This window comes from Streptomyces sp. NPDC005533, from assembly GCF_042871845.1.
Taxonomy (GTDB): domain Bacteria; phylum Actinomycetota; class Actinomycetes; order Streptomycetales; family Streptomycetaceae; genus Streptomyces.
Genome location: NZ_JBIAJH010000025.1, coordinates 36,028 through 59,160 on the forward strand (window position 1 = coordinate 36,028; position 23,133 = coordinate 59,160).

Here is a 23,133-nt window from a genome sequence, read left to right on the forward strand (position 1 = left end):
GCGTCCGGAGCCGCCGGAGCGCGCCGCGGCCGGGCTGGGACGCGTGAGTGTCAGTGGGGGGTCGTACGGTTGACCCATGCGGCCCGTATCGAAGATCGAACGCACGGTGGCGCCTTTCGAGGTCGTCAGCCCCTACCAGCCCAGCGGCGACCAGCCGGCGGCCATCGCCGACCTGGAGAAGCGCATCCGCGCAGGTGAGAAGGATGTCGTCCTGCTGGGTGCGACAGGCACCGGCAAGTCGGCGACCACCGCCTGGATGATCGAGAAGCTTCAGCGCCCCACCCTGGTCATGGCGCCGAACAAGACGCTCGCCGCCCAGCTGGCGAACGAGTTCCGCGAGCTCCTGCCGAACAACGCCGTCGAGTACTTCGTCTCGTACTACGACTACTACCAGCCCGAGGCGTACGTACCGCAGTCGGACACGTACATCGAGAAGGACTCCTCGATCAACGAGGAGGTGGAGCGGCTGCGCCACTCCGCGACCAATTCGCTGCTCACCCGGCGCGACGTGATCGTCGTCGCCTCCGTCTCCTGCATCTACGGCCTCGGCACCCCGCAGGAGTACGTCGACCGGATGGTCTCCCTCAAGGTCGGCGAGGAGATCGACCGGGACCAGCTGCTGCGCCGCTTCGTCGACATCCAGTACACGCGCAACGACGTGGCCTTCACCCGCGGCACGTTCCGGGTGCGCGGCGACACCATCGAGATCTTCCCGGTCTACGAGGAACTGGCCGTCCGCATCGAGATGTTCGGTGACGAGATCGAGGCCCTCTCCACCCTCCACCCGCTGACCGGCGAGGTCATCAGCGAGGACCGCGAGCTGTACGTCTTCCCCGCCAGCCACTACGTCGCCGGCCCCGAGCGCATGGAGAAGGCGATCAACGGCATCGAGGCCGAGCTGGCCGAGCGCCTCGCCGAGCTGGAGAAGCAGGGCAAGATGCTGGAGGCGCAGCGGCTGCGCATGCGCACCACGTACGACCTGGAGATGATGCGGCAGATCGGGTCCTGCTCCGGCATCGAGAACTACTCGCTGCACATGGACGACCGCGAGCGCGGCTCCGCGCCGAACACCCTCATCGACTACTTCCCGGAGGACTTCCTCCTGGTCATCGACGAGTCGCACGTGACCGTGCCGCAGATCGGCGCCATGTACGAGGGCGACGCCTCCCGCAAGCGGACCCTCGTCGACCACGGCTTCCGGCTGCCGTCCGCCCTCGACAACCGTCCGCTGAAGTGGGAGGAGTTCCAGGAGCGCATCGGCCAGACCGTCTACCTCTCCGCGACCCCCGGGAAGTACGAGCTCTCGCGCGGCGACGGCTTCGTCGAGCAGATCATCCGCCCCACCGGCCTCATCGACCCCGAAGTCGTGGTCAAGCCCACCGAAGGGCAGATCGACGACCTGGTCCACGAGATCCGGCAGCGGGTGGAGAAGGACGAGCGGATCCTCGTCACCACCCTCACCAAGAAGATGGCCGAGGACCTCACCGACTACTTCCTGGAGCTCGGCATCCAGGTCCGCTACCTGCACAGCGACGTGGACACCCTGCGCCGCATCGAGCTGCTGCGCGAGCTGCGGGCCGGCGAGTACGACGTCCTGGTCGGCATCAACCTGCTCCGCGAGGGCCTCGACCTGCCCGAGGTGTCCCTGGTGGCGATCCTCGACGCCGACAAGGAGGGCTTCCTGCGCTCCGGGACCTCCCTGATCCAGACGATCGGCCGCGCGGCGCGCAACGTCTCGGGCCAGGTCCACATGTACGCGGACAAGATGACCCCGGCGATGGAGAAGGCCATCGACGAGACCAACCGGCGCCGGGAGAAGCAGATCGCCTACAACACGGCGAACGGCATCGACCCGCAGCCCCTGCGCAAGAAGATCAACGACATCGTCGCCACGATCGCCCGCGAGGAGCTCGACACCGAGGAGCTCCTCGGCACCGGGTACCGGCAGGCGAAGGACGGCAAGGGGGCCAAGGCGCCGGTGCCGGCGCTCGGCGGCCGATCGGCGCAGGCCAAGGCGGCCGGCAAGGGCGCGAAGGGGGCCAAGGCCGCCAAGGGCGCCGAGGTGCTCACCGACCGGCCCGCCGAGGAGCTGGCCGCGCTCATCGAGCAGATGACCGAGCGCATGCGCGGGGCGGCCGCGGAGCTGCAGTTCGAGGTCGCGGCCCGGATCCGGGACGAGGTGGGCGAGCTGAAGAAGGAGTTGCGTCAGATGAAGGAAGCGGGCCTCGCCTGACCCGGAGCGGGTCAGTAGGGTTGAATCACAGCCGCAGGTACACCCTGCGCGCCCGTTAATGGGGCGGGCCATGGAGAGGGGACAGCACGTGACGGTCAATATGACCAAGGGTCAGGCCATCAGTCTGCAGAAGGCGGACGGGGGAACGCTGACCGCGGTCCGGATGGGCCTCGGCTGGCAGGCGGCGAAGCGCCGCGGACTGTTCGGCTCGCGGACGCGGGAGATCGACCTCGACGCCTCGGCCGTGCTCTTCGCCGACAAGCAGCCGGTGGACGTCGTGTTCTTCCGTCACCTGCAGAGCGACGACGGCTCCGTCCGGCACACCGGTGACAACCTCGTCGGCGGCGTCGGCCAGGGCGGGGACGACGAGGCCATCCTCGTCGACCTCCAGCGCGTGCCGGTCCACATCGACCAGATCGTCTTCACGGTGAACTCCTTCACCGGCCAGACGTTCCAGGAGGTGCAGAACGCGTTCTGCCGCATCGTCGACGAGACCAACGGCCAGGAGCTGGCCCGCTACACCCTCGACGGCGGCGGCCAGTACACCGCGCAGATCATGGCGAAGGTGTCGCGCGTGGGCGGCGGCTGGCAGATGACGGCCCTCGGGACCCCGGCCAACGGCCGCACCTTCCAGGACCTCATGCCGGCGATCCTGCCGCACCTGTAGCAGTACCGGACGAGACGAAGGCACGAGAGAACAAGGCACGGGGGAGGGGCTGCACGATGACGGCCGAACTGGTCCGGGGGCAGAACCACCCCGTGTCCCACAGCCGGGTGGAGATCAGGGTCTCGGCGGGCACGGCCGTGCTCGCCCTGGCCTCGCTCGCCGACGAACAGGGCCGGTTCGCCGGCGACGCGGTACTGGCCCACCCGGGGGCCCGGTCCCTCCCCGGCGTGCAGGCGCCCGGGGAGCTCGCCGACCGGCACACCTTCGCCGTCGACCTCGACGCGGTCGCGGCGGACGTCCACCGGGTCGGCGTGCTGCTCGTCCTGCCGCCCGGCGGCCCCGTGCGCTTCGGCTCGGTCCCGGCCTCCTACGTGGCCGTGGCCGACCCGGCGGGCGGCGAGCTGGCCTGCTACACCCTGACCGGGCTGGACGCCGAGACCGCCGTGGTCGCCCTGGAGCTGTACCGGCGCCAGGGCGCGTGGAAGGTCCGCGCCGTCGGCCAGGGCTACGCCGACGGCCTCGGCGCCCTGCTGACCGACGGCGGACTGCCCGCGGCGGACGCCGAGGCCCTGGCCGCCGCCGCGCTGCGGACGGCCGCCCCGGCCGCCCAGGGCGATGCCACGCTCGCGGCCCTGCGGACCCCGGCCGGTGGCCTGCGCGCCCCGCAGGCGTCGGTCCAGGACCCGGCCCAGGCCCCCGCGGCCGCTCCCGAGCCGCCCGACCCGGTCCCCCTCTCCGGCGTCCCGTACGCCGGCACGCCCGGGCCCGCGCCCGGCGGCGACACCGGGGGCTCGCCGCCCACCATCGACTACGCGCACCCGCGGCGCCGCCGCACCAGCACCGAGCCGCCCGAGCCGGCGCCGCGGGCCGCCACGCCGCAGGAGCCCGGACAGCCCCCGCGGCCCGTCGCCGGTGACGCCAGCGGCTGGTCCATGGAGGAGCGGCTCTACAACCAGGTCTGGGGCATGTTCGAGGACCTGGCCCGCACGGTGGCCGCCTACCGCAGCGCCGTGGAGTTCGCCGACTCCCGCATGGACCGCGAGCTCGACGAGGCCCTCTCCGACCCGCGCCACCGCCTCGGCGGCTCCGGCAACGCCGCCCGCGACACCGCCCGGGCCCGCCGCGAGGAGCTCGTCGCCCAGGCCCAGGCCGTCCTCGACCGCGACCTCGCCCAGCTGATCGCCGAGTCGGAGGTGGTCGAGCCCGCGCTGCCGGCCGCGTACGCCCGCTGGGGCAACCCGGTCTGGCACGACAGCCGGGCGACCGCGCCGCCCGAGGAGAACCCGCTGGCCCTGCGCCTGGGCGACCTCTCCCTGCCCGAGCGCCCCGACCTGCGGATCCCCATGCTGATGCGGGTCCCGCTGGAGCGCGGGATCTGGATCGACAACGGCCGTACCGGCTCCGAGGCCGCGATGGCCATGGACACCGACCGCCTGCGCCGGGCTGCCATGGACATGGCCGTCGCGCACGCGGTGCGGCTGCTCGCGGTCCACCCGGCGGACCAGTTCTCCGTCCACGTCATCGACGCGGCCGGGGCCGGCACCGCCTCCCTGGCGCCCCTCGTCCGCGCCGGGGTGCTGGCCGCGCCGCCCGCCGCGGGGGCCCACGGGGTCACCCGGACGCTGGCGGCCCTCACCCGGCGCGTGGACCTCGTACAGATGGCGCTGCGGGCCGGCGCGCCCGAGGACCTGCCGCCCGACGTCGACACGGCCGAGCAGCTGCTGATCGTGCACGACTTCCCGCACGGTTTCGACGACCGCGCCGTCACCCAGCTGCGCTACCTCGCCGACGAGGGCCCGGCGGTCGGTGTGCACCTGCTGATGGTCGCCGACCGCGACGAGGCCTCGGCCTACGGGCCGCTGCTCGACCCGCTGTGGCGCTCCCTCATGCGGCTGTCGCCGGTTCCGGACAGTCACCTCGCCGATCCCTGGGTCCACCACGCCTGGACCTTCGAACCGGACCTGCCGCCGCAGGGCAGCCGGGTCCTCGAACAGGCACTGGACCGCGTGGCGCAGGCGCGTCGCACTACCCGCCCGTGACCAACGCTTGGCATTCCCTTTACCTTTTCGGCCCTTGATGGGTATGCTCGTGTGTGCGGAGGGGAGTATTCCTGCTTTCCTGCTACGGCGTACCCGTCAATACGGACCACTGCGGCGATGTGAGCGCGGCCGGTCCCGGGGCGTCGGCCCACGGCCTCCAGGCCGCCCGGGTGGAAGAGACCTCCGGCAGCGATGACGCTGACGTAGTCCTGAGCCATCCGCCGGAGGCGTGTTCACCATGGAAGTTTCCTGGGCCCTGTGGGCCGCGACCATTCTCGGTCTGTCCCTCCTCATCGGCGCCGATTTCTTCATCGGCCGCAAGCCGCACGACGTATCGATCAAGGAAGCCGGTACCTGGACGGTCGTCTGGATCGTCCTCGCAGCCCTCTTCGGCCTCGGCCTCTGGTTCTTCGGCAACCCCCAGGCGTCCCAGGAGTTCTTCGCGGGCTTCATCACCGAGAAGTCGCTGAGCGTCGACAACCTCTTCGTCTTCGTCCTGATCATGGCGAAGTTCGCGGTGCCGTCCCACCTCCAGCAGCGCGTCCTGCTCATCGGCGTCCTGATCGCCCTGGTCCTGCGCGCGGTCTTCATCGCCGCCGGCGCCGCGATCATCGCCAGCTTCTCCTGGGTCTTCTACATCTTCGGCGCGTTCCTGATCTACACCGCGTGGAAGCTGATCCAGGAGGCCCGCAAGGACGAGGACGACGAGGAGTTCGAGGAGAACCGTCTCCTCAAGTCCGTCGAGAAGAAGTTCGGCGTCGCCGACCGGTACCACGGCACCAAGCTCTTCATCGTCACCAACGGCAAGCGCGTGCTGACCCCGCTGATGGTCGTCATGCTCGCCATCGGCACCACCGACGTGCTGTTCGCCCTGGACTCGATCCCCGCGATCTTCGGCCTCACCCAGGACCCGTACATCGTCTTCACCGCCAACGCCTTCGCCCTGATGGGCCTGCGCCAGCTGTACTTCCTCATCGGCGGCCTGCTGAAGAAGCTGGTCCACCTCAGCTACGGCCTGTCGATCATCCTGGGCTTCATCGGCGTCAAGCTGGTGCTGCACGCCCTGCACGAGAGCGGGGTGCACGTCCCGGTGATCTCGATCCCGGTCTCCCTCGGTGTCATCTGCGGTGTCCTGGTCATCACCACGATCACCAGCCTGATGGCCTCGAAGAAGCAGGCGGCGGCCGAGGCCGCCACCCGCGAGGAGAGCGTCGACGCCTAACCGCGGCCACGGAGCCGTGCGGGGGCGGCCGCTTCGGCCGCCCCCGCTCCCGTTTCCCCGCCGGCTCCCGATCCCGCCCGTACGACCAGCGGACCGGTCTCCGGCAGCAGCGCGAAGCAGCCCAGGCTCAGCAGGGCGATCCCGGTCAGGTACACCGCGACGCCCCACGGCGGTCCCGGGCCGTCCGCCAGCGCCGTCGCCACGACCGGGGTGAGCGCCCCGCCCAGCACCCCGCCCAGGTTGTAGCCGACGGCCGCGCCGGTGCAGCGGATCCGCGGGGCGTACAGCTCCGGCAGGTACGCGCCCACCACCGCGAACATCGTCACCATGGCCAGCAGCGCCACCGCGAAGCCCATCGTCATCAGCAGTGGGTCGGCCGTACCGAGCAGCGCCACCAGCGGGAACATCGACACGACGCAGGCCGTGCACCCGGCCAGGCACAGCGGCCGGCGGCCGTACCGGTCGCCCAGCACCGCCACCAGCGGGGTCACCGCGCCCATCAGCGCCACGGCGCCCATGATGCAGGCCAGGACCACCGTCCGGGGCAGGCCGAGGCGCTCGGTGGCGTACGCGAGGGCCCAGGTGGTGACCGTGTAGAAGACGGCGTAGGCCACGGCGAGCGCCCCACCGGTCAGCAGGAGCAGCCGCCAGTGGCCGCGGACCACCTCGGTCAGCGGCGCATCCGCCCGCCGCCCGGTCTCGGTCAGCGCCTTGAACTGTGGGGTCTCCTGCACCGAGCGGCGCAGCCACAGACCGGCCAGGGCCAGCAGCCCGGCGGCCCAGAACGGCACCCGCCACCCCCACGAGGTGAACTGCGCGTCGCTCAGCGACGCGGACAGCCCCAGCATCAGGCCGTTGGCCAGCAGGAAGCCCACCGGCGGGCCCATCTGCGGGAAGCTCGACCACAGCCCGCGCCGCTGTTCGGGCGCGTGCTCGGCGGTCAGCAGCACCGCGCCGCCCCACTCGCCGCCGAGCCCGAGGCCCTGCAGGAAGCGCAGCAGGAGCAGCAGCACGGGCGCGGCCACGCCGATCGAGCCGTACGAGGGCACGCAGCCGACGGCGACCGTCGCGAGGCCCGTGAGGAGCAGGGAGGCGAGGAGCACCGGACGCCGGCCATGGCGGTCGCCGATGTGGCCGAAGACGGCCGAGCCGAGCGGGCGGGCGAGGAAGCCGACGGCGAAGGTGCCGAAGGCGGCGAGGGTCCCGGCGAGCGGGGAGAAGGACGGGAAGAAGAGCGGGCCGAGCACGAGGGCGGCGGCCGTGCCGTACACGAAGAAGTCGTAGAACTCGATCGCGGTACCGGCGAGCGAGGCCGTGGCGAGCCGCAGCATGCCGGGGCGGTGCGCGTCGTCGTCGGCCTCGATATCGGCCTCGGTATCGGCTCCGGTGACCGCCCCGGCGGGCCGGGCGTCCGCGGACGCGGCGGTGACGGGGGAGGCGGAGGGGATGCGGGAGGCGGGGGATGCGGGGGAGGGTACGGGGGAGGACGCGAGGGGCGGGGAGGGGTCCTGGTGCATGGTGCACCAATTACCCCGTTTCCCGCCCCTCGGGACGTGCGTTCGGCCGTCAAGGACCGGAAGGAGTGCGTCGCGTACCGAAGTTGACGCGGCGCCCCGGCTACCAGCCGCGCTCGCGCCATTCGGCCAGGTGCGGACGCTCCGCGCCGAGCGTGGTGTCGTTGCCGTGGCCCGGGTAGACCCAGGTCTCGTCCGACAGCTGCTCGAAGAGCTTGTGCTGCACGTCGTCGATCAGGCTCGCGAAGGCCTTCGGGTCGCCCTGGGTGTTGCCGACGCCGCCCGGGAAGAGGCAGTCGCCGGTGAACACGTGCGCGTGGCCGTGCGGGTCGTCGTAGATCAGGGCGATCGAGCCGGGGGTGTGTCCGACCAGGTGGCGGGCGGTCAGCTTGACCCGCCCGACCTGCACGGTGTCCCCGTCGGCCACGGGCACGTCGGTCGCCACCGGGATGCCCTCGACGTCCTGGGCACCCGCGTAGGTCCGCGCGCCGGTCGCCTCGACGACCTCGGCGAGCGCGCCCCAGTGGTCGCCGTGCCGGTGGGTGGTGACGACGGACGCGATGCCGTCGTCGCCGATCAGGCTCAGCAGCGTGTCCGCCTCGGCGGCCGCGTCGATGAGCAGCTGCTCGTCGGTGGCCCGGCAGCGCAGCAGGTACGCGTTGTTGTTCATGGGGCCCACCGCGACCTTGGAAATCATCAGGTCCGCGAGCTCGTGCACGTCGGCCGGACCGCCGACCTTGACCTCTCCGGTGTACGTCATGTCCTGATCCTAGAGCGGCGGGAGCTCGGGCAGGGGGCCGCCCGTGGTGGTCAGGGAGGCGCCCTTGTCGCCGCGGCCGGCCAGCCAGGCCAGCAGCCCGGCGGCGGTGCCGGACACGGTCACGTCGGGCTCCCCGGCGGAGCCGGTGTGCCAGGTCCGCCCGTCGGCGGTGACCAGGGCCGTCGGCGGCACGTCCGGGCGCGCGGACCAGCGGTCGGCGAGGAAGGTGATCTCGCGGTCGGTGAACTCCGCCGGCAGGTCGTCGAGCTCGTAGCCGATGTTCAGGTCGACGTGGTGCAGGTCGACCTCGACCCAGCGGCGGAACGGCACGTTGGCGGCGAGGTCGGTGATGCCGTTGCGCAGTTCGACGGTGCGGGACCAGTCCTGGTCGGGCTCCGTGGTGGCGAGGAAGCGGGCCGCGGAATCACGGAGGTCCGCGAGGTGTTCTTCCAGGGACCGGCCGGCGTCGCGTGCGATGTCCGCGTCGCGCGAGGCGGCGCTCTCGTACATCGGGCGCCCCTCGAAGACGTTCACGAGGGCGTCCGCGTTGCGCGCGAGGTGGGCCAGCACGTGGCCGCGCGTCCAGCCGGGGAGATGTGACTCCTCGGTGAGGGCGGCGTTGTCCATTTTCGCGACTGCGGTCAGCAGCCGGTCCGTGGCTTCACGTACAGATCGCAGGTCGTGCACATGATCAGTCATGAGTCGAGCCTAGTGGTCCCGGGGCCTCGGCCACACGATCGGGTGAAGGGATGCTCGCAGTGCCGTAAATCGAATGTGCGTGCTATACGCTCGAAGTCCAGACTCCATCTCCACCGCAGAGGCGCCCCCCATACCCTGGGACGGGGGCCCGTGCCCCCCGCTCTCTCAAGAAAGGTGCGGACCGGCGTGACCGACCGTCTCATCGTTCGTGGCGCTCGCGAGCACAACCTCAAGAACGTCTCGCTCGACCTGCCCCGCGATTCACTCATCGTCTTCACCGGACTCTCCGGCTCGGGCAAGTCCTCCCTGGCCTTCGACACGATCTTCGCCGAGGGGCAGCGCCGCTACGTCGAGTCGCTCTCGTCGTACGCACGCCAGTTCCTCGGGCAGATGGACAAGCCCGACGTCGACTTCATCGAGGGCCTCTCCCCGGCCGTCTCGATCGACCAGAAGTCGACCTCGCGCAACCCGCGCTCGACCGTGGGCACCATCACCGAGGTCTACGACTACCTCCGCCTCCTCTTCGCCCGCATCGGCAAGCCGCACTGTCCCGAGTGCCGCCGGCCCATCTCGCGGCAGTCGCCGCAGGCGATCGTCGACAAGGTGCTCGCGCTCCCCGAGGGCAGCCGCTTCCAGGTGCTCTCGCCGCTGGTGCGCGAGCGCAAGGGCGAGTTCGTCGACCTCTTCGCCGACCTGCAGACCAAGGGCTACAGCCGGGCCCGGGTGGACGGGGAGACCATCCAGCTCTCCGAGCCGCCCATCCTGAAGAAGCAGGAGAAGCACACGATCGAGGTGGTCATCGACCGCCTCACCGTCAAGGACAGCGCCAAGCGCCGGCTCACCGACTCCGTGGAGACGGCCCTCGGCCTCTCCGGCGGCATGGTGATCCTGGACTTCGTCGACCTCGCGGAGGACGACCCCGAGCGTGAGCGGATGTACTCCGAGCACCTCTACTGCCCGTACGACGACCTCTCCTTCGAGGAGCTGGAGCCGCGCTCCTTCTCCTTCAACTCCCCCTTCGGCGCCTGCCCCGAGTGCACCGGCATCGGCACGCGCATGGAGGTCGACCCCGAGCTGATCATTCCGGACGAGGACAAGTCCCTCGACGAGGGCGCGATCTCGCCGTGGTCGCTCGGCCACACCAAGGCCTACTTCCAGCGGCTGATCGGGGCGCTCGCCGGGGAGCTCGGCTTCCGGACCGACATCCCGTGGGCCGGGCTGCCGGCGCGCGCGAAGAAGGCCCTGCTCTACGGGCACAAGACGCAGATCGAGGTCCGCTACCGCAACCGGTACGGGCGCGAGCGGGCGTACACGACGGCCTTCGAGGGCGCCGTGCCGTTCGTCAAGCGGCGGCACGCGGAATCGGAGAGCGACGCCAGCCGCGAACGCTTCGAGGGCTACATGCGCGAGGTGCCCTGCCCGACCTGTCAGGGCACCCGCCTCAAGCCGATCGTGCTCGCCGTGACGGTGATGGAGAAGTCCATCGCCGAGGTCGCCGCCATGTCGATCAGCGAGTGCGCGGACTTCCTGGGACGGCTGCGGCTCGACGCCCGCGACAAGAAGATCGCCGAGAGGGTCCTGAAGGAGGTCAACGAGCGGCTCCGCTTCCTCGTCGACGTCGGTCTCGACTACCTCTCGCTCAACCGGGCCGCCGGCACCCTGTCGGGCGGCGAGGCCCAGCGCATCCGGCTCGCCACACAGATCGGCTCCGGCCTGGTCGGCGTGCTGTACGTGCTGGACGAGCCCTCCATCGGCCTGCACCAGCGGGACAACCACCGGCTGATCGAGACGCTGGTCCGGCTGCGGGACATGGGCAACACGCTCATCGTGGTCGAGCACGACGAGGACACCATCAAGGTGGCCGACTGGGTCGTGGACATCGGTCCGGGCGCGGGTGAGCACGGCGGAAAGGTGGTGCACAGCGGTTCGCTGAAGGACCTGCTGAAGAACACCGAGTCGATGACCGGGCAGTACCTGTCGGGCAAGCGCTCCATCGCGATCCCGGACGTGCGCCGGCCCGTGAACGGCGAGCGCAGGCTCACCGTCCACGGCGCCAAGGAGAACAACCTGCGGGACATCGACGTGTCCTTCCCGCTGGGCGTCCTCACGGCCGTGACCGGCGTGTCCGGCTCGGGCAAGTCGACGCTGGTCAACGACATCCTCTACACGCACCTGGCGCGCGAGCTGAACGGCGCCCGCTCGGTGCCGGGCCGGCACACCCGGGTGGACGGGGACGACCTCGTCGACAAGGTCGTGCACGTCGACCAGTCGCCCATCGGCCGCACCCCGCGGTCCAACCCGGCGACGTACACCGGTGTCTTCGACCACGTGCGCAAGCTCTTCGCGGAGACGATGGAGGCGAAGGTCCGCGGCTACCTGCCGGGTCGCTTCTCCTTCAACGTGAAGGGCGGCCGCTGCGAGAACTGCTCCGGCGACGGCACGATCAAGATCGAGATGAACTTCCTGCCGGACGTCTACGTCCCGTGCGAGGTATGCCACGGTGCCCGGTACAACCGGGAGACGCTGGAGGTCCACTACAAGGGCAAGTCCATCGCCGAAGTCCTGAACATGCCGATCGAGGAGGCGCTGGGCTTCTTCGAGGCGGTGCCGACGATCGCGCGCCACCTGAAGACGCTGAACGAGGTCGGGCTGGGCTACGTCCGCCTCGGCCAGTCGGCGCCGACGCTCTCGGGCGGTGAGGCGCAGCGCGTGAAGCTGGCCTCCGAGCTGCAGAAGCGGTCGACGGGCCGGACGGTGTACGTCCTGGACGAGCCGACGACAGGTCTGCACTTCGAGGACATCTCGAAGCTGATCAAGGTGCTCTCGGGGCTCGTCGACAAGGGGAACTCGGTGATCGTCATCGAGCACAACCTGGACGTCATCAAGACCGCGGACTGGGTCATCGACATGGGCCCGGAAGGTGGCTACGGCGGCGGTCTCGTGGTGGCGGAGGGTACGCCGGAGCAGGTGGCGTCGGTCGGGGCCAGCCACACGGGCAAGTTCCTGCGGGACATCCTGGGGGCGGACCGGGTCTCCGACGGGACGCCCACGGCGCGGGCCGCGGTGAAGAAGGCGCCGGCCAAGAAGACCGCGGCCGCCGCGAAGAAGGCGGCCCCGGCCAAGAAGACCGCCGCCACCGCGAAGAAGGCCGCCCCGGCCAAGAAGAGCGCGTCGCGGGCGGCACGCAAGGCGTAGCCGCCGGGGAAGGGCCGCGCCGTGTTCGTCCGCGGCGCCGCCGCCGGGGGCCCAGAGCCCCCGGACCCCCGGCGCCTCGCACGCCCGCGGGGCCGGCTTCTCCGGCCCCGCTAGGAGGCGACGCCCACCGTGCGGGCCGTGTAGGCCGGGTCGGTGAGGGTGGCGAGGAGGGCGTCGGCGACGTCCGCTCGGGGGATGGCGCGGCCGCCGCGGACGTTGGCGTCGAGCGCGCGTCGGTACGTGCCCGTGTGCGGCTTGTCGCGGAGCATCGGCGGGCGGATGACCGTCCACTCGGCTCCGCTCGCGCTCAGCTCCGCCTCCATGACCGCGAGGTCCGCGTAGAGGTCGCGCAGCAGCCGGCGCAGCAGCGGGTAGACCACCGCCCGGGTGAGCAGGCTCTCGCCCTGCGCCGGCGGCCCGACCGGGGCCGCGCTGACGACCGAGAGACGGGTCACGCCCGCCCGCTCCATCGCCGCGAGGATGGCCCGTACCGCCGGCCCCGTCACCGGGGCCGCCTTGGCCTGCTTGTTGCTCGCCGCGCCCAGCGCCGAGATCACCGCGGACCGGCCGGCCAGTACGGGCACCAGCGCGTCCTCGTCCGTCAGATCGGCGACGACGGCCACCCGGAGGCGGTCGTGGGCCGGCACCGAAAGCCGGGCCGGGTCGCGGACGACCGCCGTGACCTCGTGTCCCGCGGCCAGGGCCGGCCTGACGACCTCGTGGCCGACGCCACCCGTGGATCCGAACACCGTGAGTTTCATCCTGGCTCCCGGACATGGGGAAGGGGGTGGGTGAGCGTTTACTCACCTCTGCATGCCCTTAGAGTGAGTGAATGCTCACCCCGAAGTCGAGCCGTCCCACCCCCGAGCGGCTGCTCGACGCCGCCGAGAAGCTGATGCGCACCAGCGGCCTGGCCAACGCCACCACCAAGGCCATCGCCCGCGAGGCCGGCTGCTCCGAGGCCGCGCTCTACAAGTACTTCGCGAACAAGGAGGAGCTGTTCGTCCGCGTGCTGATGGAGCGCACCCCCAACGCGGGCCCGCTCATGGCCGCCCTGGACGCCGATCCCGATCCGGCGGAGCAAGGGGTCGAGGAGGCGCTCACCGACATCGCCCGGCACGCCTCGCTCTTCTACGCCGACGCCATGCCCATGGCCGCCTCGCTCTTCGCCGAGCCCGCCCTGCTCATCCGGCACCGCGAGGGCGTGCAGAAGATCGGCTCCGGGCCCCACGTGGTCCTCGACGCGCTCGCCGGCCGGCTGCGGCGGGAACTCGACGCCGGCCGGCTGCGGGCCGACGCCGATCCGGCGGCGGCCGCCGCCCTGCTGCTCGGCGCCTGCTTCCAGCGGGCCTTCTTCCTGCACTTCTCCGGCGCCCAGGTGGTCCAGCCGGTGGCGGAGTTCGCCCCGGCCGTGGCCGGGACCGTGTGGGCCGCTATCCGCTGAGCTCCGCCGCGTAAGGGGGCTCCGCGCCCGCCCGCGTGCAGGTCAGGGCCGCCGCGTGGGCGGCGTAGGCCAGGACGTCCGGCCAGTCCACCGGCTGCCCCGGCGCCCCGGCCAGCCGGTGCAGCAGGGCGGCGTTGACGGTGTCGCCCGCCCCGATCGTGTCGGCCACCGCGACCCGGCGGGCCGCCACCGAGTGCTCCGCGCCCTCCCGCGTCCAGACGGTCAGGCCCGCCGCGCCCCGGGTCAGCACCACCGCCGAGGGCCCCGCCGCCAGCCAGTCGCGGACCCCGCCGCCCAGCCAGGCCGCGTCCTCCTCGGACAGCTTGAGGACGGTGGTGCTCGGCAGCAGCCGGTCCAGGAGGCGCGCGCGGTACGCCGCCGGGTCCGCGATCAGCGCCGGCCGGATGTTGGGGTCCAGCAGGGTCAGCAGGCCGCGCCGCGACTCCCGGCGCAGCAGGGCCTCGTACGCGCTCGCGCCCGGTTCCAGGACCAGCGAGCAGGTGCCGAGCGCGAGGGCCCGTACCCCGTCGGGGAGGGCGGGCGGCAGGGTGAACAGCCGGTCCGCCGTGCCCTCGACGTAGAAGCCGTACGAGGCGGAGCCGTCCGGGGCCAGCGAGGGCACGGCGAGCGTGGTCGGCTCCGGTCCGCGCTGGACCAGCGAGACGTCCACCCCGGCCGCGCGCAGCCCGGCCAGCAGGCTCTCGCCGAAGCCGTCCGCCGAGACCCGCGAGCAGAAGGCCGCCTCGGCGCCGAGCCGGCCGAGGGCGAGGGCGGTGTTGTACGGTCCGCCGCCCGGCCGGGGCAGCAGCGCGCCCGGCGGCCGCGCCGCGGGCACCAGGTCGATGAGGGCTTCTCCGCCGACGACGATCACGCGGGGGAAGGTACCCCATGCGGCGGCGGTATCGTCGGGTGGGCCGGGGTCCCGGCCGGGCCCCCGCCCGCACCGGGCCCGCACCACGGGCCCGCACCACGGGCCCGCACCACGGGCGCGTGCCACGGCCCCTGCCTCCGCCCGTACCCGTACCCCGCCCCACCGTGCCCGCACCTCAGGAGAACCGCATGTCCGCGCCGCAGTCAGCCGCCCGCCGTACCGTCCTCAAGGGCGCCGCCGCGCTCGCCGGGGCCGCCGGCGCCGGAGTGACCCTCGCGGCCTGCTCCACCGAGACCGCCGGCGGGAGCGGCACCCCCGCCACGCCCACCGCGCCGGTGGAGCTCGGCGCGGCGGCCGACGTCCCGGTGGGCGGCGCCAAGCTGTACCGGGAGCGGAAGCTGATCGTCAGCTGCCCGGCGGAGGGCCGGTACACGGCGTTCAGCGCCCAGTGCACGCACGCCGGCTGCGTCCTCGACAAGATCGTCGAGGGGGAGGGCAACTGCCCCTGCCACGGCAGCCGCTTCGACGTGGCCACCGGCAAGGTCCTGCGCGGCCCGGCGTCCGCCCCGCTGCCCGCCGTCCCCGTCCGGGCCGAGAACGGCAAGCTCATCGCGGGCTGACCCCGCGCAGGTCACTCCCAGTCCCAGCTGATCCCGAGGATCCCGCGCCGCACCGTCTGTTCCACCAGGTGCACCGCCCGGTGCCGGCCACTGGGCGTCAGGTCCGCGAGGCCCGTGCGCGGGGCCTTCGGCCCGGTACGGGCGAAGCGCCGGCAGCGCACCGGCAGGGCCGCCTCGTCGAAACGGACCTGGAGCATGTACTGGCCGCCCGCGTAGCTGAAGCCGCGCACGTACTCGCCGCTGCGGGAGCCCGTGCCGTCCTCGATGCCGTAACCGAAGACGTAGGTGTCCCCGCAGCGCAGCCGCGCGTCGAAGAGCAGCTCCGCGACCACCACCCCGGCCTCCGGATGGCAGCGCACCCGGCCCGTACGGCAGTTCTCGTACGCCGCCACGCGGATCCGGGACACGTCGCAGCCCGGGTCGCCGTGGTGGACGGCGAGGTAGCGGTCGACCCCGTCGCGGTGCGCGCGGACGATCTGTTGCGACTCGCGGACGCGCAGCTCGCCCGCCGGGCCGATGCGGACCCGCTCGTGGTGGCCGAGCGAGTGCAGTCCGCCGTCCGGCGGCAGGTCCATCGCGTCCAGCAGCCGCTCCACCGTGCCGCCCATGGTGAACAGGGCCCGGTAGGAGCGGGTGGCCGGACGGGCCGGCCCCGGGCCGGGCTCCGGCGCGGCGAGCAGGCGCAGGAGGGCGCCGTCGGGCAGTTCCAGGATCTGCTCCAGCGCGGTGACGGCCCGTAGCGACTCCGCGTGGCGCGGCCGGCGGGCACCTTGCTGCCAGTAACTGAGGCTGGTGACACCGACCTTGATGCCCCGTGCCGCCAGCCGGTGCTGGACCCGGTGCAGGGGCAGCCCGCGCGCGGCGAGGGCGGCGCGCAGGGCGAGGTGGAAGGGGCCGCCGCGCAGCAACCGGCCGAGTTCGGCCGTGTCCCCCGTCGGCGCCATCACGACTCCTCTGTGAACGTTCACACGCGTCGGCGCGGAGGATCGCGCCGGAGGCTCCGGGGGACCAGGTGGAACGACAGCAACCGTTCACACCGCAGCCCCACCGTTCACACTGCAACGTCACCGCGTATTGAAGCGTGTTGACCTGATCGCGACAACCGTTCGATGCTCCTCCCCAGCGTCCGGACGCGCTCCTCCACCCCCCACTCCCCCCACTGGGAGGAACGCGATGCGCACCCGAAACCGGCGGCTTTCCCTGGCCGCCCTCCTCACCGCCGTGCTGTTCACCCTGCCCGTCGGCACCGCCACCGCCACGGCGGCCCAGACCGGCACCGACTCCGCCCTCGCCTACAAGCGCCTGAACATCACCATGCAGGCGCAGCAGAAGACCAACTGGTGCTGGGCCGCGGGCGGCAACACCATCGCCACCTGGTTCGGCCGGAACCACACCCAGAACCAGTTCTGCAACGCCGCCTTCAACCGCCAGCAGGGCTCCGAGTGCCCCAACAACCAGGCCACCCTCGGCAACGTTCAGACCGGACTGCGCTGGGCCGGCATCACCCCCGGCTCGTACGTCACCGGCTGGCTCCAGTACTCCACCGTCCAGACGGAGATCAACGCCGACCGGCCGATCGAGACCCGGATCCAGTGGTCGAACGGCGGCGGCCACATGCACGTCCTCTACGGCTACGACACCGCGAACCAGTGGGTCTACTGGGGCGACCCCTGGCCCTCCAGCGACCGCTACAACTGGGCCTCGCACGCCTGGTACGTGAACAACAGCACCTTCTCCTGGACCCACTCCCTCTACCGGATCGGGGCGTGAGCGCCATGACCCTGCGCGCCACCACCGCCGCCGCGGTCCTCGCCGCCACCGCCCTCCTCGGGCTCGCCCCGCTCGCCGCCGCGGCTCCCGGGGCTCCCGTGCCGCCGCCCGGGGCCGCCACCGCCGAGGACCGGGCCGCCGCCACGCGGGCGGCCACCGCACCCGACACCCTCGCCACGCTCTCCCGCTTCTTCGCCCGGGAGGGCAAGGTCTCGCCCACGGCCGCGCGGCCCCGGATCGACGGCGAGGTGGTCCCCGTCAACCACCTCTCCCCGGACTTCGTCGCGGGCCGGGCGGGGGCGCCCGTCGCCCGCCTGGAGTTCCTCGCCGGCAAGGCGGTCTCCTCCGACGGGCAGCAGGCCGCGCTGTGGACGGCGCGGACGGAGGCGGGCTGGCAGGTGGTGAACATCGCCACCGGCGACGACGAATTCCGCTACGCGCGGCTGGGCGCGGAGAAACTGCCCGGCGGGACGGTGTTCCGGGAGCCGCAGATCGACGCGTGGTACGTGGCCGGGGGCGGGCGGGTGCTGCCGCTGGACGAGGACGCCGTGCGGGCCGTGGGCGCCGTGGGCGCCGACCTGGACGGGTACCGGGCCCGGGTGGCCGCCGCCTACGGGGACAAGCTGCCGGGCTCCGCCTATGCCTCGCGGGGCCTGGCGGGCGGCTACGCCGAGCCGGCCGTGGCCGACGCCGCCGGGACTCCCGTCGGGGTGGTGGCCGCCGGTGCGCTCGCGCTCGGCGGAGCCGGGCTGCTGGCCCTGCGCCGCCGCCGGACCGCCGTGGCCTAGCCGACCTGCGGGGCTTTCCCCCCACCCCGCCCCTTCCCGAAACCGGGCTCCGCCCGGACCCGCGCCTCAAACGCCGGCGAGGCTGTATGCAGCCCGTCCGGCGTTTGAGGACCGGGGTCCGGGGCGGAGCCCCGATCTTTCGGGTCCGCGCACCGGCCCGGAGGGGTACGGCACGTTGTCGGACCGCGCCAGTAGGGTGGTCGGCATGGCCGACCCTTCCAGCTATCGCCCCCAGCCGGGACAGATCCCCGACTCCCCGGGGGTCTACAAGTTCCGCGACGAGCACCGCCGGGTGATCTACGTCGGGAAGGCCAAGAGCCTGCGCCAGCGCCTGGCCAGCTACTTCCAGGACGTCGCCGGCCTGCACCCCCGTACCGCCACCATGGTGACCACGGCCGCCTCCGTCGAGTGGACCGTGGTGTCCACCGAGGTCGAGGCGCTCCAGCTGGAGTACTCGTGGATCAAGGAGTACGACCCCCGGTTCAACGTCAAGTACCGGGACGACAAGAGCTACCCCTCCCTCGCCGTGACCTTGAACGAGGAGTACCCCCGGGTCCAGGTCATGCGCGGGCCCAAGAAGAAGGGCGTGCGCTACTTCGGTCCGTACGGCCACGCCTGGGCCATCCGCGAGACCGTCGACCTCATGCTCCGGGTGTTCCCGGTCCGGACCTGCTCCGCCGGAGTGTTCAAGCGCTCCGCCCAGATCGGCCGCCCCTGCCTGCTCGGCTACATCGGGAAGTGCTCCGCGCCCTGCGTCGGCCGCGTCACCCCCGAGGAGCACCGCGAACTGGCCGAGGACTTCTGCGACTTCATGGCCGGGCGGACGGGGACCTACCTCTCCCGCCTGGAGAAGGAGATGCACGAGGCCGCCGAGGAGATGGAGTACGAGAAGGCCGCCCGGCTGCGCGACGACATCGGGGCGCTGCGCCGGGCCATGGAGAAGAACGCCGTCGTGCTGGCCGACGCCACCGACGCCGACCTGATCGCGGTCGCGGAGGACGAGCTCGAAGCGGCCGTGCAGATCTTCCACGTGCGCGGCGGCCGGGTCCGCGGCCAGCGCGGCTGGGTCACCGACAAGGTGGAGGCCGTCGACACCGCCGGGCTCGTCGAGCACGCCCTCCAGCAGCTGTACGGCGAGGAGAAGGGCGAGGCCGTCCCCAAGGAGGTGCTGGTCCCGGCGCTGCCCGAGGACACGGCCGCACTGAGCCAGTGGCTCGCCGACCGCCGGGGGTCCCAGGTCAGCCTGCGGATACCGCAGCGCGGCGACAAGAAGGCCCTCATGGAGACCGTCCACCGCAACGCGCTGCAGTCCCTCGCCCTGCACAAGACCAAGCGCGCCAGCGACCTCACCACCCGCTCCCGGGCCCTGGAGGAGATCGCCGAGGCCCTGGAGCTCGACAGCGCCCCGCTGCGCATCGAGTGCTTCGACATCTCCCACCTGCAGGGGGACGACGTCGTCGCGTCGATGGTCGTGTTCGAGGACGGGCTGGCCCGCAAGAGCGAGTACCGGCGCTTCCAGATCAAGTCGTTCGAGGGGCAGGACGACGTCCGCTCCATGCACGAGGTGGTCTCGCGGCGCTTCCGCCGCTACCTCCAGGAGAAGCTGAAGACCGGCGAATGGGAGGCCGAGGAGGGCGAGGGCGCGGTACCCGAGGACGACGGGCGGCCCAAGCGCTTCGCGTACCCGCCGCAGCTCGTCGTCGTCGACGGCGGGCAGCCGCAGGTCGCCGCCGCCAAGCGGGCCCTGGAGGAGCTCGGGGTGGACGACGTCGCCGTGTGCGGCCTGGCCAAGCGGCTGGAGGAGGTCTGGCTGCCCGGCGAGGAGGACCCCGTCGTGCTGCCCCGCGCCAGCGAGGGCCTCTACCTGCTCCAGCGGGTGCGTGACGAAGCCCACCGTTTCGCCATCCAGTACCAGCGCAACAAGCGCGGCAAGCGCCTGAAGTCCGGCCCCCTGGACGAGGTGCCCGGCCTCGGCGAAAGCCGCAAACACGCCCTGATCAAGCACTTCGGTTCGGTGAAGAAGCTGAGGCAGGCGACAATCGACCAGATCTGCGAGGTCCCGGGCATAGGCCGCAAGACGGCCGAGACCGTGGCCGCGGCCCTCGCCGGGGCGGTCCCCGCCGGCCCTGCCGTCAACACGGCGACAGGAGAGATCATTGAGGATGAGAACCCCGCCCCCGCGGGTGGGGGCACCTCCCAGCGGTAGCCGGGAGCCATCGTCCGAACGGGGGACCGAGCAATGACCGAGCACGAGACCACGCACGACCGAGACGGAGCACAGGTGAGTACGGGCACGACAGCGGAGCCCGGCGAGACCGCCGAGGCGGCCATCCCCGAGCTGGTGATCATCTCCGGCATGTCCGGGGCCGGCCGCAGTACGGCGGCCAAGTGTCTGGAGGACCTCGGCTGGTTCGTCGTCGACAACCTCCCGCCGGCGCTGATCCCCACCATGGTGGAGCTCGGCGCCCGCTCCCAGGGCAACGTGGCACGCATCGCCGTCGTCGTCGACGTCCGCGGCCGCCAGTTCTTCGACGCCCTGCGCGAGTCCCTCGCCGACCTCGACAGCCGCGGCGTCACCCGCCGGATCGTTTTCCTGGAGTCCTCCGACGACGCCCTGGTCCGCCGCTTCGAGTCGGTCCGCCGTCCGCACCCGCTCCAGGGCGACGGGCGCATCACCGACGGCATCGCCGCCGAGCGCGACCTGCTGCGCGAGCTGCGCGGAGACGCCGACCTGGTGATCGACACCTCCAGCCTGAACGTGCACGAGCTGCGCGCCAAGATGGACGCCCAGTTCGCCGGCGACGAGGAGCCCGAGCTGCGGGCCACCGTCATGTCCTTCGGCTACAAGTACGGCCTCCCCGTCGACGCCGACCTCGTCGTCGACTGCCGCTTCATCCCGAACCCGCACTGGGTCCCGGAGCTGCGCCCCTTCACCGGGCTCAACGAGGAGGTGTCGGGGTACGTCTTCAGCCAGCCCGGCGCCAAGGAGTTCCTCGACCGCTACACCGAGCTGCTCCAGCTCATCGCCACCGGCTACCGCCGCGAGGGCAAGCGGTACGTGACCATCGCGGTCGGCTGCACGGGCGGCAAGCACCGCAGCGTGGCCATGTCCGAGAAGCTCGCCGCCCGCCTCGCCTCCGAGGGAGTCGAGACCGTCGTCGTCCACCGGGACATGGGGCGCGAGTGACCGCACGCACCCCGCGGCTGAGCCGTCTGCGCCGCCTCACCCCGGGACGGGGCGAGGACGGCGCGGGCCGCTCCGGCCGCTCCGGCCGCCGGCGCGGCGCCACCCCCAAGGTGGTGGCGCTCGGCGGCGGCCAGGGCCTCTCGGCCTCCCTCGCCGCCCTGCGCCGGATCACCGGTGACCTCACCGCCGTGGTCACCGTCGCCGACGACGGCGGCTCCAGCGGCCGGCTCCGGGAGGAGCTCGGCGTGCTGCCGCCCGGCGACCTGCGCAAGGCGCTGGCCGCGCTGTGCGGGGACGACGACTGGGGCCAGACCTGGGCCCGGGTCATCCAGCACCGCTTCCAGTCCGAGGGCGACCTGCACGGGCACGCCGTCGGCAACCTGCTGATCGTCGCCCTGTGGGAACAGCTCGGCGACCCCGTCCAGGCCCTCGACCTGGTGGGCAGGCTGCTCGGCGCCCACGGCCGGGTGCTGCCGATGTCCGCGGTGCCGCTGGAGCTCCAGGCCCTGGTCAGGGGCCACGACCCGGCCAGACCCGAGGACGTGGACACCGTCCGCGGGCAGGCCACCGTGGCGCTGACCCCGGGCGAGGTGCTCTCCGTACAGGTGGTACCGAGCGACCCGCCGGCCGTGCCGGAGGCCGTCGCGGCCGTCCTGGACGCCGACTGGGTCGTGCTCGGCCCGGGGTCCTGGTTCTCCTCCGTCATTCCGCACCTGCTGGTGCCGGAACTGCTCGACGCACTGGTCGAGACGAAGGCCCGGCGGGTCCTCTCGCTGAACCTCGCGCCGCAGCCCGGCGAAACAGAGGGCTTCTCTCCGCAGCGTCATTTGGAGGTTTTGGCCCGACACGCCCCTAAACTCGCCCTGGACGTGGTGCTGGCCGACGAGGCCGCCGTGCCCGACCGCGAGTCCCTCGCCGATGCCGCGAAACGGTTCGGTGCCGCGGTCGAGCTGGCCCCCGTGGCCAGGCAGGACGGTTCTCCGAAGCACGATCCGGAGCTGCTGGCCGCCGCGTACGACCGTATTTTTCGGATGCATGGAAGGATCGGCCCATGGCGATGACGCCCGCGGTGAAGGATGAGATCTCCCGTCTTCCCGTCACCCGGACCTGCTGCAGGAAGGCGGAGGTCTCGGCGATCCTTCGGTTCGCGGGCGGCCTGCACCTGGTGAGCGGCCGCATCGTCATCGAGGCGGAGCTCGACACCGGGATCGCGGCCAGACGCCTGCGCAAGGACATCCTGGAGATCTTCGGCCATTCCTCGGACCTCGTGGTGATGGCCCCCGGCGGACTGCGCCGCGGCAGCCGCTACGTGGTCCGCGTCGTGGCCGGCGGCGACCAGCTGGCGCGCCAGACGGGCCTCGTGGACGGCCGCGGGCGCCCCATCCGCGGTCTTCCCCCGCAGGTGGTCTCCGGGGCCACCTGTGACGCCGAGGCGGCCTGGCGCGGCGCCTTCCTGGCCCACGGCTCGCTCACCGAGCCGGGCCGGTCCTCCTCCCTGGAGGTCACCTGCCCCGGCCCGGAGGCCGCCCTGGCCCTGGTGGGCGCCGCTCGCAGGCTCTCCATCGCCGCCAAGGCGCGCGAGGTGCGCGGCGTCGACCGGGTCGTCGTCCGCGACGGCGACGCCATCGGCGCCCTGCTGACCCGCCTCGGCGCCCACGAGTCCGTGCTCGCGTGGGAGGAGCGGCGGATGCGGCGCGAGGTGCGCGCCACCGCCAACCGCCTCGCCAACTTCGACGACGCCAACCTGCGCCGCTCGGCGCGGGCCGCGGTGGCCGCCGGAGCCCGTGTGCAGCGCGCGCTGGAGATCCTCGGCGAGGAGGTGCCCGAGCACCTCGCCGCGGCCGGCCGGCTGCGCATGGAGCACAAGCAGGCCTCCCTGGAGGAGCTGGGCGCGCTCGCCGACCCGCCGCTGACCAAGGACGCCGTCGCGGGCCGGATCCGCCGCCTGCTGGCGATGGCCGACAAGCGCGCCCAGGACCTCGGCATCCCGGGCACCGAGTCGAACCTCGACCTCAGCGAGGAGATGGCCGACAACATGGCCGGTTAGCCGACGGTTCCGTACGGCAAAGGGGCTCGCGCGATCACTCGTGCGGGCCCCTTTGCCGTAGGCCCCATTGACATGAG

General features: G+C 72.4%; 19 protein-coding genes. 13 read left to right on the plus strand and 6 right to left on the minus strand.

Translation table 11 applies throughout. The features are described 5' to 3' along the window. Positions 1-76 precede the first annotated feature (76 nt). The 4 genes from uvrB to ACFYP3_RS24185 all read left to right on the plus strand — a co-directional run bounded on the left by uvrB (position 77) and on the right by ACFYP3_RS24185 (position 6,161). The gene (gene uvrB, locus ACFYP3_RS24170; protein ID WP_388836109.1) at positions 77-2,233 is read left to right on the plus strand and encodes an excinuclease ABC subunit UvrB; all 2,157 of its coding nucleotides are present in this window, start codon (positions 77-79) and stop codon (positions 2,231-2,233) included. An 88-nt stretch (positions 2,234-2,321) separates the two neighbouring features. Further along, positions 2,322-2,900: a TerD family protein gene (locus ACFYP3_RS24175; RefSeq protein WP_388836112.1), complete on the plus strand. Its 579-nt coding sequence runs from the start codon at positions 2,322-2,324 to the stop codon at positions 2,898-2,900. A 56-nt stretch (positions 2,901-2,956) separates the two neighbouring features. Continuing rightward, positions 2,957-4,939: a TerD family protein gene (locus ACFYP3_RS24180; protein ID WP_388836115.1), complete on the plus strand. Its 1,983-nt coding sequence runs from the start codon at positions 2,957-2,959 to the stop codon at positions 4,937-4,939. A 238-nt stretch (positions 4,940-5,177) separates the two neighbouring features. Beyond that, a complete protein-coding gene (locus ACFYP3_RS24185) occupies positions 5,178-6,161 on the plus strand; it encodes a TerC family protein (protein WP_388836117.1) in 984 nt (327 codons plus the stop codon). Here the strand turns inward: ACFYP3_RS24185 and ACFYP3_RS24190 are convergent. The 3 genes from ACFYP3_RS24190 to ACFYP3_RS24200 form a co-directional block, all read right to left on the minus strand. Beyond that, positions 6,158-7,492: an MFS transporter gene (locus ACFYP3_RS24190; protein WP_388836310.1), complete on the minus strand. Its 1,335-nt coding sequence runs from the start codon at positions 7,490-7,492 to the stop codon at positions 6,158-6,160. The two genes, ACFYP3_RS24185 and ACFYP3_RS24190, sit on opposite strands and share 4 nt — an antisense overlap. A 286-nt stretch (positions 7,493-7,778) precedes the next feature. After that, positions 7,779-8,435 carry an MBL fold metallo-hydrolase gene (locus ACFYP3_RS24195; RefSeq protein ID WP_388836120.1) on the minus strand — a complete coding sequence of 219 codons (657 nt, stop codon included), beginning with the start codon at positions 8,433-8,435 and terminating at the stop codon, positions 7,779-7,781. A 9-nt stretch (positions 8,436-8,444) separates the two neighbouring features. After that, positions 8,445-9,134: a maleylpyruvate isomerase family mycothiol-dependent enzyme gene (locus ACFYP3_RS24200; protein WP_388836123.1), complete on the minus strand. Its 690-nt coding sequence runs from the start codon at positions 9,132-9,134 to the stop codon at positions 8,445-8,447. A gap of 186 nt (positions 9,135-9,320) precedes the next feature. Here ACFYP3_RS24200 and uvrA point away from each other — a divergent pair, with 186 nt between their 5' ends. Beyond that, entirely contained in the window at positions 9,321-12,329 is a 3,009-nt protein-coding gene (gene uvrA, locus ACFYP3_RS24205; RefSeq protein WP_388836126.1) for an excinuclease ABC subunit UvrA, read from the plus strand. Between the two features lie 110 nt (positions 12,330-12,439). On the opposite strand, the gene ACFYP3_RS24210 is transcribed toward uvrA, so the two are convergent. After that, positions 12,440-13,090 (minus strand): NAD(P)-dependent oxidoreductase, encoded by a 651-nt coding sequence (locus ACFYP3_RS24210; protein WP_388836129.1) that lies wholly within the window; start codon positions 13,088-13,090, stop codon positions 12,440-12,442. A 71-nt stretch (positions 13,091-13,161) separates the two neighbouring features. Here ACFYP3_RS24210 and ACFYP3_RS24215 point away from each other — a divergent pair, with 71 nt between their 5' ends. Further along, positions 13,162-13,773, plus strand: coding sequence for a TetR/AcrR family transcriptional regulator (locus ACFYP3_RS24215; protein WP_388836132.1), 612 nt, complete (start codon positions 13,162-13,164; stop codon positions 13,771-13,773). On the opposite strand, the gene ACFYP3_RS24220 is transcribed toward ACFYP3_RS24215, so the two are convergent. After that, a complete protein-coding gene (locus tag ACFYP3_RS24220; RefSeq protein WP_388836134.1) occupies positions 13,763-14,644 on the minus strand; it encodes a carbohydrate kinase in 882 nt (293 codons plus the stop codon). The two genes, ACFYP3_RS24215 and ACFYP3_RS24220, sit on opposite strands and share 11 nt — an antisense overlap. 188 nt (positions 14,645-14,832) lie before the next feature. On the opposite strand from ACFYP3_RS24220, the gene ACFYP3_RS24225 reads away from it, so the two are divergent. After that, positions 14,833-15,264, plus strand: a complete 432-nt coding sequence (locus tag ACFYP3_RS24225) for a Rieske (2Fe-2S) protein (protein WP_388836137.1) — start codon at positions 14,833-14,835, stop codon at positions 15,262-15,264. Positions 15,265-15,275: 11 nt separating this feature from the next. On the opposite strand, the gene ACFYP3_RS24230 is transcribed toward ACFYP3_RS24225, so the two are convergent. Then, a complete protein-coding gene (locus tag ACFYP3_RS24230; RefSeq protein ID WP_388836139.1) occupies positions 15,276-16,208 on the minus strand; it encodes a hypothetical protein in 933 nt (310 codons plus the stop codon). A gap of 229 nt (positions 16,209-16,437) precedes the next feature. Here ACFYP3_RS24230 and ACFYP3_RS24235 point away from each other — a divergent pair, with 229 nt between their 5' ends. The 6 genes from ACFYP3_RS24235 to whiA all read left to right on the plus strand — a co-directional run bounded on the left by ACFYP3_RS24235 (position 16,438) and on the right by whiA (position 23,056). Further along, a complete protein-coding gene (locus ACFYP3_RS24235) occupies positions 16,438-17,034 on the plus strand; it encodes a papain-like cysteine protease family protein (RefSeq protein ID WP_388836142.1) in 597 nt (198 codons plus the stop codon). A 5-nt stretch (positions 17,035-17,039) separates the two neighbouring features. After that, positions 17,040-17,822 (plus strand): hypothetical protein, encoded by a 783-nt coding sequence (locus tag ACFYP3_RS24240; RefSeq protein WP_388836313.1) that lies wholly within the window; start codon positions 17,040-17,042, stop codon positions 17,820-17,822. Between the two features lie 205 nt (positions 17,823-18,027). Further along, a complete protein-coding gene (gene uvrC / locus ACFYP3_RS24245) occupies positions 18,028-20,028 on the plus strand; it encodes an excinuclease ABC subunit UvrC (RefSeq protein WP_388836145.1) in 2,001 nt (666 codons plus the stop codon). A 33-nt stretch (positions 20,029-20,061) separates the two neighbouring features. Further along, positions 20,062-21,009, plus strand: coding sequence for an RNase adapter RapZ (gene rapZ, locus ACFYP3_RS24250; RefSeq protein WP_388836148.1), 948 nt, complete (start codon positions 20,062-20,064; stop codon positions 21,007-21,009). Continuing rightward, complete coding sequence (gene yvcK / locus ACFYP3_RS24255; protein ID WP_388836151.1) at positions 21,006-22,070, plus strand: uridine diphosphate-N-acetylglucosamine-binding protein YvcK; 1,065 nt, start codon at positions 21,006-21,008, stop codon at positions 22,068-22,070. The genes rapZ and yvcK overlap by 4 nt, the downstream gene beginning before the upstream one ends. Beyond that, a complete protein-coding gene (gene whiA / locus ACFYP3_RS24260) occupies positions 22,061-23,056 on the plus strand; it encodes a DNA-binding protein WhiA (RefSeq protein WP_030009075.1) in 996 nt (331 codons plus the stop codon). The genes yvcK and whiA overlap by 10 nt, the downstream gene beginning before the upstream one ends. Positions 23,057-23,133: the final 77 nt, after the last annotated feature.

Bases quoted from the DNA above. Each gene is read 5' to 3' on its own strand.
- ACFYP3_RS24185 (WP_388836117.1), top strand. From the start codon at position 5,178: ATGGAAGTTTCCTGGGCCCTGTGGGCCGCGACCATTCTCGGTCTGTCC.
- ACFYP3_RS24200 (WP_388836123.1), bottom strand. From the start codon at position 9,134: ATGACTGATCATGTGCACGACCTGCGATCTGTACGTGAAGCCACGGAC.
- ACFYP3_RS24225 (WP_388836137.1), top strand. From the start codon at position 14,833: ATGTCCGCGCCGCAGTCAGCCGCCCGCCGTACCGTCCTCAAGGGCGCC.
- ACFYP3_RS24230 (WP_388836139.1), bottom strand. From the start codon at position 16,208: ATGGCGCCGACGGGGGACACGGCCGAACTCGGCCGGTTGCTGCGCGGC.
- ACFYP3_RS24180 (WP_388836115.1), top strand. From the start codon at position 2,957: ATGACGGCCGAACTGGTCCGGGGGCAGAACCACCCCGTGTCCCACAGC.
- rapZ (WP_388836148.1), top strand. From the start codon at position 20,062: ATGACCGAGCACGAGACCACGCACGACCGAGACGGAGCACAGGTGAGT.
- ACFYP3_RS24235 (WP_388836142.1), top strand. From the start codon at position 16,438: ATGCGCACCCGAAACCGGCGGCTTTCCCTGGCCGCCCTCCTCACCGCC.
- uvrB (WP_388836109.1), top strand. From the start codon at position 77: ATGCGGCCCGTATCGAAGATCGAACGCACGGTGGCGCCTTTCGAGGTC.
- ACFYP3_RS24240 (WP_388836313.1), top strand. From the start codon at position 17,040: ATGACCCTGCGCGCCACCACCGCCGCCGCGGTCCTCGCCGCCACCGCC.
- ACFYP3_RS24195 (WP_388836120.1), bottom strand. From the start codon at position 8,435: ATGACGTACACCGGAGAGGTCAAGGTCGGCGGTCCGGCCGACGTGCAC.
- ACFYP3_RS24190 (WP_388836310.1), bottom strand. From the start codon at position 7,492: ATGCTGCGGCTCGCCACGGCCTCGCTCGCCGGTACCGCGATCGAGTTC.
- whiA (WP_030009075.1), top strand. From the start codon at position 22,061: ATGGCGATGACGCCCGCGGTGAAGGATGAGATCTCCCGTCTTCCCGTC.
- uvrC (WP_388836145.1), top strand. From the start codon at position 18,028: ATGGCCGACCCTTCCAGCTATCGCCCCCAGCCGGGACAGATCCCCGAC.
- ACFYP3_RS24210 (WP_388836129.1), bottom strand. From the start codon at position 13,090: ATGAAACTCACGGTGTTCGGATCCACGGGTGGCGTCGGCCACGAGGTC.
- ACFYP3_RS24215 (WP_388836132.1), top strand. From the start codon at position 13,162: ATGCTCACCCCGAAGTCGAGCCGTCCCACCCCCGAGCGGCTGCTCGAC.